Below are 14329 nucleotides of genomic sequence, written 5' to 3' on the forward strand. Positions count from 1 at the left end.
CAAATTCTTTTTTCTCTCTTCCCGACTCGCTGTGTGACTTTCGTCTCACTCCGTGTCGGTGGATGCGCAGTATAGGGAGTTGAGAAATTAGTACAAGTGTTTTTTGCAAATAAAAAACCAACCGGTCACAAATTAGCCAAAAGTGCGATATTTGCATATTTCTTCGTCACATTTGAGACATATCACAGCAATTGGTTGGAAAAACACCAACCATATACGTAAGATTCATGTGTCTATTCTGTTAATGGGCAATCGATCTCTTTATCACTATGTGTAGTAATTAAAATGACGTCTAAAAAAAATCTGATTTTATGTGTTGGGCTGGCCATCGTTGGGGGAATCATCTTCTCTCAATTCATCATCCCACCAGCCTTGAGCTTCCTCATTGGTGTTATCGCTACTGCTTTTCTTTTTTCATTTTCTAGCAAAACACCTGTTCTTCAATCTTCGGATCCTGATCCTTCAACTAAAACGCTGTATGTCGGCAACCTTCCTTATAAGGCCAATGAGAGTCATGTTCGCGATTTGTTTGCTGAATATGGACAGGTCTATGCGGTACGCTTAATGAAAGATAAGCGTACTGGAAAAAGAAGAGGGTTTGGTTTTGTAGTGATGGCTGCGGCAGATGCCAAGCCAGCTATCGCTAAACTTAATGAAAAGGAATATATGGAGAGAACGCTAAAAGTGAGAATTGCGAACGATCCTAAACATCCGGATGGTGGTAAACCTGAACAGGATTAAAACCTAGCTTCTTTAAACAAATGTTCAGTGCATCTTCCTGCCAAGGAGTTGCACTGGCAAAAATCGACTTACTTCCCTCTTCTGTATCCTCAATTTCATCACTTAATAGCAATGCTTTTACTCGACGTGCAATCGCTGCGCCTGAATCAATTAAAGTAACGTCCCCACCCAAAGCTTGATGAATCTCCTCTTTGATTAAAGGGAAGTGAGTACAACCGAGCACCGCAACATCGACTTTATCGCGAAGGGGAAGCAGGATATTTGTCAGTTCGTCGAGAGAAACGCTGTTGCCTCGCAACTTCTCTTCGGCCATATCCACCAAGCGAGTTGATCCCAACAGCTCAACTGGTTTGCCTTGCGCAAAGTCTCGTATTAACTCGTGAGTATATTGGCGTGTTACTGTCGCCGGAGTGGCGATCAGCCCTACCCCTTTTGATGCTAAAAGCGATGCGGGTTTAATCGCAGGGACAACACCAACAACGGGAATCGATAAATTTTCGCGTAAGGAAGGAAGCACTATGGTGCTCGCCGTGTTGCAAGCAATGACGACAATGTCGACTTGGTGTTCTTCGACTAAAGAAGAGACCAGTTGGTTAACTCGTGAAACGAGTACAGCCTGATCGAGTTCACCATAAGGGTAAGCCTGATTATCGAATAAGTATAAGTAGTCTAGCTGGGGCAATAGGCGATGTATCTCTTGGAATACAGAAAGACCACCAACACCAGAGTCAAAAACTAGGACTTTTTTCTTACTTGCTACTCGCACGAGTCTTACCTAAAGAACAGAAACGTTGCGATCATACTGCGTAGATTTGTTTTGGCAATGCTTTAGCATGGTATCTTTGATGGCTGAATCTATCTCCAGATTCTACATCTCGCTTCGTCAACTCGATATGTCCTTGAAAAGATGGCGAAGACGTGACCAATGTGTGAAATTCACCATTTTCCCCACAGGGATCAATTTGACTTGGTAATGACTCTATTAGGGCTTTGTCATACCAGCGACCACACCATTCTGGAGGGAGAACTCTTCCGTCGATGGTGATTAACATAGTTTGAATACCACGCTCTATGATTTCCATCGCTAGTTTTTCGCTGCTCTCCCCTAATAGAGGAAAGACGCATTCCCAGCCAACAGGTTCAATATAGCTGCGTCGGTAATCGGCAATGCCATTACAAAACATATCACCAAATGCGACAGCTTCTATGTTCAGACCACTACTTTGTAATGCATTAACGATGGTCGATTGATAAATGTCGTTACTTGGAAAGATTTCAGGTAGCTCGATAGTAATGAGCGGAAGCGCAAGTAAGTCTGCTTGCATTTGTACGACTTCAAGCGGAGTTGCTTGGAAAGGGACTTCTTTCCCTACGTAAGTCGTGTACAAACCGACAACTTGATAATTTGGATTCTCGTTAAGGCGCTCAAGCGTTAATGTCGAATCTTTACCACTGGACCAACTGATCACCACTCGCTTGGGTTTCTTCATTCGATTTTCCACCACAAAATATTAAAAACCGCCCGAAGGCGGTTTGTGCTCATTCACGATTAGAATTCGTAGCCAACGTTGATATAGTACGCTCGCTCTGCAGCGGGGTAACCTTTTGCCATCTCATACTCTTCATCAAGTAGATTATCGATACGAGCGCTAATAGAGGTCGACTCATTCGGATAGTAAGTCACTGCCGTATCAACCAACGAGTAAGAAGAAAGCGTGATATCTTGTGAAGGCCAAGTGCTGTAATCCACATCTGGACGCTTACCGACGTACTGATAGCTAACCGACCAGTCCACTTTATCGAAGCTCACTAAAGCATTCCACTTATACATTTCTTTAGCGCGACGCTGCAACTGATGCCCTTTATCGTCTTCAGCATCTTTGTAATCTGCACTCAACTGGTGCTGCACAATCCCTGTATCAAACTCAGCAACAAGCTCCACACCTTGGATATGTGTTTCACCATCGACATTCAAATATTTGTACGTGGTTGGATGGTAATCGATAAGATTCGTGATTTTATAGTCATAACCCGTGACGGACCAAAAAACGCCTTGGACATCACCGCTGAATGCCAGCTCCCAAGCATCTGACTCTTCCGGCTTCAGATCTTTCTCACCGTATGTCGGGTCATACTGCTGATATAGGTTTGGAGCCTTAAACGCAGTACCAAAAGAGGCTTTAACCCCAAACTCTGGTACAAACTGGTAACCAGCCGCTAAACTGTAAGTGAACTCACTACCGTATTCTTCATTATCATCAAGGCGAGCACTGCCCTCGAGCATTGCTTTATCAATACTAGTGGTTGCCATACCAAACAGAGCGCCATTGGTACGATCAAACGTTTTATTCGCACTCTTGTCTTTATAAGACTCGTTGCGCCAATCAATACCACCAGCCAACGTCGTATTGTTGTTTAGCAAGTAACTGTTGGTCCACTGGACATTTTGCTGCTCAAGTTCATCTTCAGTACCTGAGTGTTTGCCTTTTGCTTGTTCATAGTTCCAAGACTTCTGTTTCTGTGCTGTTACTTGTAGTTCTGACATCACATTATCAGACTGATACTTACCGCCCAGAGTGACAGAAAGATCGTCTTTTTCTGCTTCGTAGTAACCGCGACTACCGTAGCTGCTGTCATATTGATAAACATTTTCGTAAGCACGTAGGTTACCAAATGCAGACCACTGGTCATTGAAGTTATGCACGTAACCTAGCAGACCATTCTTTGTATCAAAGCCATGGCGATCACCGTCATTAACTCCCGGTACAGGACGAACGTTATAACCATCATCACTTTCACTACCAAGCGCGATATTTAGCTGGCCGCTCTCTGTGACTTTAATACCAGATGCCACACTCAATTCTTGATAATCTAAACTACCTAAACCCGCACTTAACTTCGTTCCTTCTTCGTCAGCACGCGCAATGGTGATGATATTGATCACGCCACCAATCGCTTCTGAGCCGTAAAGTGACGCACGCGCACCACGCACGTACTCAATACGTTGAACGTAAGTAAGTGGGATTTGGTTAAAGTCCACAGCGCCCTTCGCTGCTCGTGCAAAACGTACGCCATCAACCAGTACTAAAACTTGGTCGGAACTGGTTCCACGAACAAATAAAGACGCTAACTGACCACGACCACCATTTTGTGAAACTTGAATTCCGGTAAGGCGACGCAATACATCTGGTAGGGTTTTCGCTTGAATGCGATCGATGTCTTGTCGAGTAACTACTTCGACATCTGCCAACGTACGGCTTTCGGCTTGCTCAAAACGGTTTGCCGTAACAACGATGGTTTCGTCAGTGGAGGTTTCCTGGGCCTGTAGATAAGAGACAGGTGAAAGCAGCGATGCCAAAGTGATCGCCAGTGCGGATTTTCTCATTGTATTGTCCTAAATCGCGTAATTCCTTCCGAGCCCTGTCGTCATGACAGTCCAGTGCTGTGGCTCAGTTGTTGGCAGGTATTCGGACTCAAGAGCACGGGTGTACCGCCTACTTGCTCGACTTCCCACATAAACTAATGCAGTGTCTGATGAGCGTTCGTTCTCTTTTACCGCTGCGCGTCAGTTCTGGATTTACACCAGATTCCCATTTCAGCCATCTAGATTGCTAGATAGCACCAACTTGAGGCAAATATTATTCAGCTATTGATTATTTGTCCAGCCAATATTGCCCTTAGAAGTTGTAACGTTTTGATTGATTTTGCTTTCTACTCTGCCTGTACGCACTATCTTTAAATCAATTCCAGTACAAAACTGGACATCCTATTGAGATTGAATAAAATCTGCGCTCTTAAATTGAATGCACCATAAAAGGTAAGATCATGGCTACTCTTGATGTAAACCCACAACGCTACCAAGAACAACTGGCAGAAAAAGTCGAACGTCTCACGGATATGTTCGCGCCATACAACATGCCAGAACTGGAAGTGTTTGAATCACCAGAGCAGCACTACCGCATGCGTGCTGAGTTCCGTGTTTGGCATGAAGGCGAAGATCTTTACTACATCATGTTCAGCCAAGAAACTCGTGAGAAATACCGTGTTGACCAATTTCCTGCTGCAAGCCGTCTGATCAACGACCTGATGCCGCTATTGGTTGAAGCGATGAAAGACAACGACTCACTACGTCGTAAACTGTTCCAGGTGGATTTCCTATCGACACTAAGTGGTGAGATTCTGGTTTCACTCCTTTACCATCGCCAACTTGATGAAGAGTGGATTGAAAACGCGAAAGCCCTTAAACAGCGTTTAAATGATGAAGGCTTCAATCTAAACATCATTGGTCGTGCTCGTAAGATGAAGATTGTCCTAGACCGCGACTACGTGATCGAGAAGCTCGATGTAAATGGTCAAAGCTACATCTACCAACAAGTAGAGAACAGCTTCACTCAGCCGAACGGCAAAGTCGCAGAGAAGATGCTGGAATGGGCTGTCGACTGTACCCAAGAAAGCACTGGTGACCTACTAGAACTTTACTGTGGTAACGGTAACTTCTCGCTGGCGTTGGCACAGAATTTCGACCGCGTACTGGCAACTGAGCTAGCGAAGCCATCTGTGGTATCTGCACAGTACAACATCGCTGCCAATAAGATTGATAACGTACAAATCTTACGTCTATCAGCAGAGGAATTTACTCAAGCGATCGAAGGTAAGCGTGAATTCCGTCGTCTACAAGATGCAGGTGTGGATCTGAAGAGCTACAACTGCAACACGATTTTTGTCGATCCACCACGTGCTGGGATGGATGTCGATACTTGTAAAATGGTGCAAGGTTACGAGCGCATCATGTACATCTCTTGTAACCCTGAAACTCTAAAAGAGAACTTGGACATTCTATGCGAAACACACAACGTGACGCGTTTTGCTCTGTTTGACCAATTCCCTTATACCCACCATATGGAAGCGGGCGTGCTATTGGAACGCAAAATGTAACCCACGGCGTCAAATACAAAAAAAGCGAGCTCAATGGCTCGCTTTTTTTATTTGATTCGTTTGCTTATTCCGCAGAAGTCTTCTTACTGACAAAACCTAGCTTCTTACCAATCCATGCGAGTAAGATCATTGAAACCATGATCGCAAAGAAGTTTGAGCCTGCTTCTGGGTATTGCGCTTTAATAAACGCAGAGTGACCAAACGCACCTACGAAGAAGCACGCCAAGCCAACTAATGGGATATCTTCTGATACCGGATTATTTAGGTACTCTTGGTAAAGAGCTTGTACAGCCAGTACGAGTGCAATCAATGGGAAGATTGAAAAAGACACTTCACTCATGGTCAACCATGACAACAAAGCATCACCACACATACCTGCAACCAGTGCCAAAATCAGCGTTTTCTTTTCAGATTTATTTCCATTCGACATTATTCTATCCCGCCTTTTAATCGGTTACGTTCACGTTCTTTGCGATACCAATAGGCCCCTTTGGCTATCATTCGCAATTGCATGATCAATCGCTCGGCGAGTTCATCGCGCTCACGTCGATCTAAATCTAAAGCTTCAGCCCCCGAACTGAAAACCAAAGTCACAGACGCTTCTGCTTGAGTATACGCCTCTTCTCTGGTCACGCCGGTGCTCATTAAATACTCGGTTAATTCTGCCGCAAAATGCTGGATTTCTCGAGCAACAGCGGTACGAAATTCAGCAGAAGTGCCGGAGCGCTCACGCAACAACAAACGAAAAACGTTCGGACTACTTTCAATGAATTCCATAAAGGTTTCGACCGAGGTACGAATTACGCTACCTTCTTTCACAATACGTTGACGCGCCTGACGCATCAGTTGACGTAGTAGCAAACCGCCTTCATCGACCATGGTTAAGCCTAGCTCATCCATATCTTTGAAGTGACGGTAAAAAGAAGTCGGTGCAATCCCTGCCTCTCGGGCGACTTCTCGCAAGCTAAGGCTGGAAAAGCTGCGATCCGCACTTAACTGACTAAATGCCGCATCGATCAATGATCGACGTGTCTTCTCTTTTTGCTGTGCGCGGATTCCCATCGATTTCATTCTTAACTTGCTCTTTTTCTGTAGGGTACAAGAGCCTCAATATAACGCAATTTGCTCCTACGGAGAAAGATATGTTGCTTCGCTCGCTCTGAGCGCCGAGAACGTTACTATTGGCATGCATCTAATTGCAATGTTCTCGATGCAATTTATAGACATACAACATACCAAATCACCCTTTTGGTCGATTCTGCGTGATCACTTCCACTCTCTAACAGGCATTACGTGTACCAATAGAGTAAATGAGTTAAAATCGCGCTAAAGCAATGTTAAGCAAATATAACAAGGAAGGCATCATGGCGCATGTTAATCACTATGACGTGATCGTAATCGGTAGTGGCCCTGGCGGAGAAGGGGCTGCAATGGGATTAACCAAAGCGGGACTGAATGTTGCCATTGTCGAGAAAGAAAGCAGTGTCGGCGGCGGTTGTACTCACTGGGGTACCATTCCATCAAAAGCACTGCGTCATGCCGTTAGCCGCATCATCGAATTTAATAGCAACCCGCTATTTTGTCGAAACAACACCAGCGTTCATGCAACATTTTCTGACATTTTAGGTCATGCTAAATCGGTCATTGATAAGCAAACTCGACTTCGTCAGGGCTTTTATGACCGTAACTCATGCACACTTTTGTTCGGAACCGCGCGATTTATCGATAACTACTCAATTGCAGTGATGCAAAGCGACGGTACAGAAGAAATCTATTCTGCGGATAAGTTTGTCATCGCGACGGGTTCTCGCCCGTATCAGCCTAACGACGTAGATTTCTTGCATGAGCGCATCTACGACAGTGATTCCATTTTGAGCCTGAAACACGACCCTCGCCATATCATCATTTACGGTGCGGGCGTTATCGGTTGTGAATACGCTTCTATCTTCCGCGGCCTTGGAGTGAAAACCGACCTTATCAATACCCGCGACCGCTTGTTGGAGTTTTTGGATAACGAAGTGTCAGATGCGCTGTCTTACCACTTCTGGAACAGCGGTGTGGTAATTCGTAATGATGAGACCTATGAAAAAATCGAAGGCACAGAAGATGGCGTGATTATTCACCTACAATCTGGCAAGAAGATGAAGGCGGACTGCTTGTTGTATGCGAATGGTCGAACAGGTAACACCGATAAGTTGAATTTGGGTGCTGTGGGTCTGGAAGCGGACTCTCGCGGACAACTAAAAGTAAACCGTAACTACCAAACCGATATTGAGCACATTTACGCTGTAGGCGATGTCATCGGTTACCCTAGCCTTGCAAGCGCCGCTTATGACCAAGGGCGATTTGTCGCACAAGCCATTACGAAAGGTCAGGCAGAAAACTATCTGATTGATGATATTCCAACGGGTATCTACACCATCCCAGAGATTAGCTCTGTGGGTAAAACCGAGCAAGAGCTAACAGCTGCGAAAGTACCGTATGAAGTAGGACGCTCTTCGTTCAAGCATCTAGCTCGTGCACAGATCGCAGGGAAAGACATCGGTAGCTTGAAGATATTGTTCCATCGTGAAACCAAAGAAATTTTAGGGATTCACTGTTTTGGCGAACGTGCCGCGGAAATTATCCACATCGGTCAAGCCATTATGGAGCAAAAAGGCTCAGCGAATACCATCGAGTATTTCGTCAATACCACCTTCAACTATCCAACAATGGCCGAAGCGTATCGTGTCGCTGCGTTGAATGGTTTGAACCGCTTGTTCTAATCTATGCTTCTTGATAGCAGAAAGAAAAACAGCAGGCTTGGACCTGCTGTTTTTATATCAACATTGTGCTAGGAAGGTATCCTTGTGCCATTGGTAGAGAAAGATAACCCCTAAACCAATACCCCGCATCAACATAAAGCTCATCATTGCAAACCACAGCGCGTGATTTTCCCACTCGGCGAATAAGTAAAAGACAACGAAGAAACTGCTGGTCGCGACAAACATACTATTGCGCATGTCTTTGCCTTTGGTTGCACCGACAAAAATGCCATCCAATAGAAAGCACCACATCGACGCTAGTGGCATCACCACCAGCCAAGGTAGATACACCGCTGCTTGCTGTTGTACCGCCTCAATTGAAGTGATCATGGCGATCAACTGCGATCCCGCCAAACCAAAGAGCGCGGTCAGTCCTAAGCAAATAACCAAACTCCAAAAGAAAGTGCCGACAAGCGATGCACTCAATTGTTGCCTATCTTTGGCACCAATCGCCTTCCCGACCATGGCCTCCATTGCGTAAGCAAAGCCATCCATGCCATACGAGATAATCATCAGGAAGCTCATCAGAACCGCATTTGCAGCGACAACCTCATCACCAAAGCTCGCACCTTGGAACGTCATAAAGCTAAAAGCCGCTTGCAGACACAAAGAGCGCAAGAAAATATCGCGATTCAATTTCACGAAGCGCCCTAAACCGTGTTGAGTGCTGGCTAGCAACTTTTGAGGTGATGGTAATTGCCTCTCTCGCCAGGTTTTCCAGACACACATGAGACCAAAACCCATACCTGAGTAGTCAGCAATCACCGATGCCAGCGCAGCGCCTTCTACTTTCCACTCCAAACCGATAACAAACAACAAATCGAGGACAATATTAGTCACGTTAGTGATGATCACCATCCACATTGGTGCTTTGGAATTTTGCGTTCCGAGCAACCATCCCAACAACACAAAGTTCATTAGTGCAGCGGGGGCACTCCACACACGGATAGAGAAATATTGCATACCGTAGCGTTTTACCTCTGCGCTGGCGTCACTCCAGCCAAAGATCAAATCAGCAATCGGGTTATGGGCAATAAGGAAGACTAACGCAAACAGCAGCGCCATAAGTGAGCCTTGCATAAACACCAAGGCAAGTTGCTTTCGGTCTTCACCCCCATAGGACTGCGCCGCCAACCCAGTAGTCGACATACGCAAAAAACCAAGCAGCCAAAACGTCACGCTGATCATGGTGCTGCCCAACGCAACACCACCCAAATACCAAGCGTGGTCTAGATGACCAATCACCGCAGCATCGACCAAACCGAGCAATGGAACAGTAATATTCGACAGCACCATAGGTATCGCTAAAGCTAAAACTTGGCGATGAACTTTTGGGTTAGATAAAGGAGAGAAGATTGAATTTGTCACAGGCACCTCATCAGTAAGATCGACGAGTGTACCTGAGCGCTTAACGACTAGCCAATTACCACTTGATGTGAACGAGGACTGGCGTGAGGCGATGCTTCAACATTGGAATCTTATTAAGCCAACGCTGCCAAGCTTTCCAACGAGAACAGAATCTATCGAATGGCGAGAAAGCTTTCACCCATTGTGCCCATGGTAACCATTGCAATATCTGTGCTGCAGGCGCTTCAAAGCCATGAGCATAACGATCAGAGCCAAGCTTTTGCCCCCACTTGGTTTCCGTTAAATCTCCTGCCAGCACCATACACAGTTCAGCAGAAACAAAATGTCGACCCAAGGTTTGAATAAATTTCGCGACTTGGCGCTCTGTGCAATCGAGCAGTGCCATTTCACATAAAATGAGTACTGGTGCTTGCTCTGGAATGGCTAACGTCTCTAGCCACGACATTTCATCCACACTGCCACAGCGATGTTCATAGCGTTCATTTTTGTGGAACAAGCGCTGACGCCATACCAAATTTTCCGTCACATCCAGCTCTATCCAATGGCAGCGTCCATTATCCAAACGATAAAAGCGGGTATCCAGCCCCGCTCCGACATTGATTATCCAAGCATCGGGATACTGCTGTAAGAAGTGACTAACCTGCTGGTCACAAAGCTGAGTCAGCGTCACGTGCAGCAATTGCTTCTGCGCAATATCACCACTCAAACAATCCGGCGCCATCTTACAGCTCAAACACGCTTTAGCAGCTATCGGATCGTACACCAAGCCATTGTCGACCATGCTTTCACGGCTACGCAATAACAGTGGCTTCAATAGATGGTTAGGAACTTGATGTTTAGACTGAGACATGGGCATTTCCTGCGCCAGAGAGAAAACATAGACATTAATAAAGATGATAATGAATATCAATTACATTATCAAGCTTATAAATTGGCCAAAACAAACAAGGTCAAGATGATGAGCAAGCTTTTGGAGGAAGTAGAAAAAGAGAAAAGACAAAACAGCCCAGATGAACTGGGCTGCTTAAACACACTTACATCCAATCGGTATTGCGAATAATACCAACGGCTAAGCCTTCAATCGTAAGGTGCTGAGACGTTAAGTCCACTTGGATTGGGGCAAACTCTTCATTCTCAGCATGCAGTAATATGGTTGAACCTTTGCGCTCCAAACGCTTCACAGTCACATCATCATCAACACGCGCAACGACAACTTGACCGTCTCTCACATCTTGGGTTTTATGCACCGCGAGCAAATCGCCATCCATAATCCCGATGTCTTTCATACTCTCGCCATTTACACGAAGTAAGAAATCCGCTTGCGGTTTGAACATCGCAGGATCGACTTGGTAGTGCGCCTCTACGTGCTCTTGAGCCAGAATTGGCTCACCCGCTGCGACTTGACCAATCAAAGGCAAACCCTGCTCATCATTGGCTGCGTCTTCAAGCAGGATACGAATCCCACGAGAAGCGCCTGGAATAATTTCAATTGCTTGCTTACGAGCAAGCGCTTTTAGGTGTTCCTCTGCGGCATTCGCAGAGCGGAAGCCAAGCTCACGCGCAATCTCTGCACGAGTTGGTGGCATTCCGGTGTCGTCGATTTTACTTTTAATCAAATCGAAGACTTGTTGTTGGCGTGGCGTTAACGGCTTCATGTCTCACCTGTCTTTTTATACAGTTAACTGTGAGTATATCCAGTAAATGCTCAAATGAAAACCCAATTGGTTGTTTTTTAATTTATTTGTGGGGAGCTTTCAGCTTACCAATTAAGTTCATTCTTTATTCGTTTAAAACACCGACTTTTCAGTTAATCAAGTCAAAGCAATAACTTAGGGGTTCGACTAATTTACAGCCAATAAAATTAAAAGGTTTGACCAGTTTCTGGTATCCTTGCAGCGCTTAAATTTTATCGCCTAGGCTTATTTCTATTGCCGTACTCATCTCTTTTTATAGAGAAGACATGCAAAGCGGAAACTGAAATAAGGTTAGGCCTGTTTGAATACCTATTGAGGCTGTGAACTTTATGTCTTCTGGACAATCATTTTCACGTTCATTACTAAAACTACCTTTATCGGTACTGGTAAAGGGCACCGCAATCCCGTCGAACCCGATTGAAGATCTGAACATCGACCTAACTAAACCGATTGTATATGCCCTGCCGTTCCGCTCGAACGTGGATTTGCTGACACTGCAAAAACAAGCCATGAGCCTTGGTCTACCCGACCCGCTCAGCCCGCTGGAAATCAATGGCAAAACGCTGAACCGTTTCGTCTTTATCGCTGCGCGTCCAACTGTGATGAACAACGATAATGATGTCCCAACCGATTCTGTTTCTCTGTTCACTGACTTACTGGAACTGCACAAGCTGGATAGTGAGTTGGATGTTCAAATGATCCCTGCAACCGTGCTTTGGGGTCGTAAGCCAGGTAAAGAAGAGAACCAAAAGCCTTACCTTCAACCGATGAATGGTCCGCAAAAAGCCAAAGCGGTAATGGCGGCGGGACGCGACTGCTTAGTTCGCTTTAGTCCCGTGGTATCTCTGCGTTATATGGCAGACTCCCACGGTACCGACAGCGCAATTGCGCACAAACTGGCTCGCGTGGCGCGTATCCACTTCTCACGCCAGAAACTGGCTGCTTCAGGCCCAAACCTGCCACAACGCCAAGTGTTGTTTGCTCGTTTACTAAAGTCTCCAGCTATTGAACTGGCGATTGCTGACGAAGCCAAGAGCAAAAACATCTCGATTGATAAGGCACGTAAAGAAGCCCACGACATCATGGATGAAATCGCTGCCGACTTCTCCTATAGTCTGGTGAAAAACGGCGACCGCATCCTGAGTTGGTTATGGACAAAACTATACCAAGGTTTGCACATCAATAACGCCTCGACTGTGCGTCGTTTAGCGCAAGACGGCCACGAAATTGTGTACGTTCCTTGTCACCGTAGTCACATGGACTACCTGCTTTTGTCTTATGTTTTATACCATGAAGGCATGGTGCCTCCGCACATTGCGGCAGGCATTAACTTGAACTTCTTCCCGGCCGGTCCTCTTTTCCGTCGTGGTGGGGCGTTCTTTATTCGTCGTAGTTTTAAAGGCAACAAACTGTACTCAACCATTTTCCGTGAGTATCTAGCTGAGCTGTTTGCCAAAGGCTATTCAGTCGAGTACTTCAGTGAGGGTGGTCGTTCACGTACAGGTCGCTTACTGCAAGCGAAAACGGGTATGCTGGCTATGACCATCCAAGCAATGCTACGTGGTCTAAACCGCCCAGTAACACTAGTGCCGGTCTACATCGGTTACGAGCACGTAATGGAAGTAGGCACTTACGCGAAAGAGCTGCGTGGCAAACGCAAAGAGAAAGAAAACGCAGGGCTTGTACTGCGTACTCTGCGTAAACTGCGTAACTTTGGTTTGGGCTATGTGAACTTCGGTGAGCCAATTCAGCTCAACCAATACTTGAACGAGCATGCTCCTGAGTGGACGAAAGACATCGACAGCATGGGTGGTAACAAACCACAATGGATGAATCCTGTGGTCAACGACCTTGCTAATAAGATGATGACGCACATCAATGATGCGGCGGCAGCAAACGCGTTGACCTTGTGTGCAACCGCACTGCTTGCTTCTCGTCAACGTGCACTTTCTCGTGACTCGCTGATCAATCAGATCGAGTGTTACTTAAAGCTACTCAAAAATAACCCGTACTCAAGCACCTCCACTATCCCTACCGAAAGTGCTGAGGAGTTGGTCGATCATGCAATTTCGCTTGATAAGTTCGTGATTGAAACCGATAGCATGGGTGACATCATTTCGCTGGACCGTAGCCAATCGATCCTGATGACTTACTATCGCAACAACATCATTCACTTGTTCGCTCTGCCGTCATTAATTGCCCAAATGCTCATTCGTCAGCGCAACCTTTCGGTAGCCAAGATTCAAGCGAATGTCGCGCAAATCTACCCATTCTTGAAGAAAGAGCTGTTCTTAAGTTACCAAGAAGACGAGTTAGATGAATTGGTCGTTAAAACACTGCATGAATTTGCCGATCAGAAAATGATTAGTCTTGATGGTGATAAGCTAGAGATCAATCAATCAAACAACCAGCCTTTGGTTCTGTTAGGTCGAACGATAACTGAAACGCTGCAACGCTACTCTATCGCGATGAACTTGCTTGTTGCTTACCCTGAACTCGGTAAATCGGACCTAGAGCAGAAGAGCCAAGATATTGCTCAGCGCCTAGGGCGTTTGCACGGTATTAATGCGCCAGAATTCTTCGATAAAGGTGTGTTTACCGCGATGTTCAATACGCTCAAACAGCAAAAATACCTCGATAACGATGGTAACTGTGACACGAAGAAAACGCAGCAATTTGCACGGCTACTGTTCACTCTGCTTTATCCAGAAGTGAAACTGACGATCGAAGAGAGTATTCACCAACTTCGGTCGTAACCGTTTTACCTTCTTCCAATAAGAAAAAAGG

Annotated in this window: 12 protein-coding genes and 1 riboswitch; of the genes, 4 read left to right on the top strand and 8 right to left on the bottom strand. The window is 45.7% G+C overall.

What is annotated here, in order from left to right:
• The first annotated feature begins 285 nt into the window (after positions 1 to 285).
• Entirely contained in the window at positions 286 to 741 is a 456-nt protein-coding gene (locus R7F67_RS22615; RefSeq protein WP_017636066.1) for an RNA-binding protein, read from the top strand.
• Here the strand turns inward: R7F67_RS22615 and murI are convergent.
• From murI to btuB, 3 genes are read right to left on the bottom strand one after another with little or no spacing between them, the layout of a single operon-like run.
• The gene (gene murI / locus R7F67_RS22620) at positions 704 to 1507 is read right to left on the bottom strand and encodes a glutamate racemase (protein WP_318057391.1); all 804 of its coding nucleotides are present in this window, start codon (positions 1505 to 1507) and stop codon (positions 704 to 706) included. The two genes, R7F67_RS22615 and murI, sit on opposite strands and share 38 nt — an antisense overlap.
• A 31-nt stretch (positions 1508 to 1538) precedes the next feature.
• Positions 1539 to 2231 (bottom strand): ATPase, encoded by a 693-nt coding sequence (locus R7F67_RS22625; RefSeq protein WP_005378675.1) that lies wholly within the window; start codon positions 2229 to 2231, stop codon positions 1539 to 1541.
• Between the two features lie 59 nt (positions 2232 to 2290).
• Positions 2291 to 4126 (bottom strand): TonB-dependent vitamin B12 receptor, encoded by a 1836-nt coding sequence (gene btuB / locus R7F67_RS22630; RefSeq protein WP_005378674.1) that lies wholly within the window; start codon positions 4124 to 4126, stop codon positions 2291 to 2293.
• Between the two features lie 55 nt (positions 4127 to 4181).
• Positions 4182 to 4382: riboswitch (cobalamin riboswitch) on the bottom strand.
• A gap of 184 nt (positions 4383 to 4566) precedes the next feature.
• On the opposite strand from btuB, the gene trmA reads away from it, so the two are divergent.
• Positions 4567 to 5676 (top strand): tRNA (uridine(54)-C5)-methyltransferase TrmA, encoded by a 1110-nt coding sequence (gene trmA, locus R7F67_RS22635; RefSeq protein ID WP_054577382.1) that lies wholly within the window; start codon positions 4567 to 4569, stop codon positions 5674 to 5676.
• Between the two features lie 64 nt (positions 5677 to 5740).
• Here trmA and R7F67_RS22640 read toward each other — a convergent pair whose 3' ends face one another.
• Together R7F67_RS22640 and fabR are read right to left on the bottom strand one after the other, a co-directional pair.
• Positions 5741 to 6106, bottom strand: coding sequence for a YijD family membrane protein (locus tag R7F67_RS22640; protein WP_005378634.1), 366 nt, complete (start codon positions 6104 to 6106; stop codon positions 5741 to 5743).
• Positions 6106 to 6747, bottom strand: coding sequence for an HTH-type transcriptional repressor FabR (gene fabR, locus R7F67_RS22645; protein WP_005378632.1), 642 nt, complete (start codon positions 6745 to 6747; stop codon positions 6106 to 6108). The genes R7F67_RS22640 and fabR overlap by 1 nt, the downstream gene beginning before the upstream one ends.
• A 263-nt stretch (positions 6748 to 7010) precedes the next feature.
• Between fabR and sthA the strand changes: the two genes are divergently transcribed.
• Positions 7011 to 8441, top strand: coding sequence for a Si-specific NAD(P)(+) transhydrogenase (gene sthA, locus R7F67_RS22650; RefSeq protein WP_005389689.1), 1431 nt, complete (start codon positions 7011 to 7013; stop codon positions 8439 to 8441).
• A 57-nt stretch (positions 8442 to 8498) separates the two neighbouring features.
• On the opposite strand, the gene dinF is transcribed toward sthA, so the two are convergent.
• The 3 genes from dinF to lexA form a co-directional block, all read right to left on the bottom strand.
• On the bottom strand, positions 8499 to 9848 hold the full coding sequence (gene dinF, locus R7F67_RS22655) for an MATE family efflux transporter DinF (protein WP_318057392.1): 1350 nt from the start codon (positions 9846 to 9848) through the stop codon (positions 8499 to 8501).
• 55 nt (positions 9849 to 9903) lie between these two features.
• The gene (locus R7F67_RS22660) at positions 9904 to 10698 is read right to left on the bottom strand and encodes a class I SAM-dependent methyltransferase (RefSeq protein ID WP_005378679.1); all 795 of its coding nucleotides are present in this window, start codon (positions 10696 to 10698) and stop codon (positions 9904 to 9906) included.
• A gap of 184 nt (positions 10699 to 10882) precedes the next feature.
• Positions 10883 to 11503: a transcriptional repressor LexA gene (gene lexA, locus R7F67_RS22665; protein ID WP_005378682.1), complete on the bottom strand. Its 621-nt coding sequence runs from the start codon at positions 11501 to 11503 to the stop codon at positions 10883 to 10885.
• Between the two features lie 368 nt (positions 11504 to 11871).
• Here lexA and plsB point away from each other — a divergent pair, with 368 nt between their 5' ends.
• A complete protein-coding gene (gene plsB / locus R7F67_RS22670) occupies positions 11872 to 14298 on the top strand; it encodes a glycerol-3-phosphate 1-O-acyltransferase PlsB (protein ID WP_033907264.1) in 2427 nt (808 codons plus the stop codon).
• The last annotated feature ends 31 nt before the right edge of the window (positions 14299 to 14329 follow it).

This window comes from Vibrio sp. YT-17 (assembly GCF_033337375.1).
Taxonomy (GTDB): Bacteria; Pseudomonadota; Gammaproteobacteria; order Enterobacterales; family Vibrionaceae; genus Vibrio; species Vibrio alginolyticus.

Coding starts and splice junctions, on each gene's coding strand:
- R7F67_RS22615 (WP_017636066.1), top strand. CDS start 286: ATGACGTCTAAAAAAAATCTGATTTTATGTGTTGGGCTGGCCATCGTT.
- R7F67_RS22625 (WP_005378675.1), bottom strand. CDS start 2,231: ATGAAGAAACCCAAGCGAGTGGTGATCAGTTGGTCCAGTGGTAAAGAT.
- btuB (WP_005378674.1), bottom strand. CDS start 4,126: ATGAGAAAATCCGCACTGGCGATCACTTTGGCATCGCTGCTTTCACCT.
- trmA (WP_054577382.1), top strand. CDS start 4,567: ATGGCTACTCTTGATGTAAACCCACAACGCTACCAAGAACAACTGGCA.
- R7F67_RS22640 (WP_005378634.1), bottom strand. CDS start 6,106: ATGTCGAATGGAAATAAATCTGAAAAGAAAACGCTGATTTTGGCACTG.
- fabR (WP_005378632.1), bottom strand. CDS start 6,747: ATGAAATCGATGGGAATCCGCGCACAGCAAAAAGAGAAGACACGTCGA.
- sthA (WP_005389689.1), top strand. CDS start 7,011: ATGTTAAGCAAATATAACAAGGAAGGCATCATGGCGCATGTTAATCAC.
- R7F67_RS22660 (WP_005378679.1), bottom strand. CDS start 10,698: ATGTCTCAGTCTAAACATCAAGTTCCTAACCATCTATTGAAGCCACTG.
- lexA (WP_005378682.1), bottom strand. CDS start 11,503: ATGAAGCCGTTAACGCCACGCCAACAACAAGTCTTCGATTTGATTAAA.
- plsB (WP_033907264.1), top strand. CDS start 11,872: ATGTCTTCTGGACAATCATTTTCACGTTCATTACTAAAACTACCTTTA.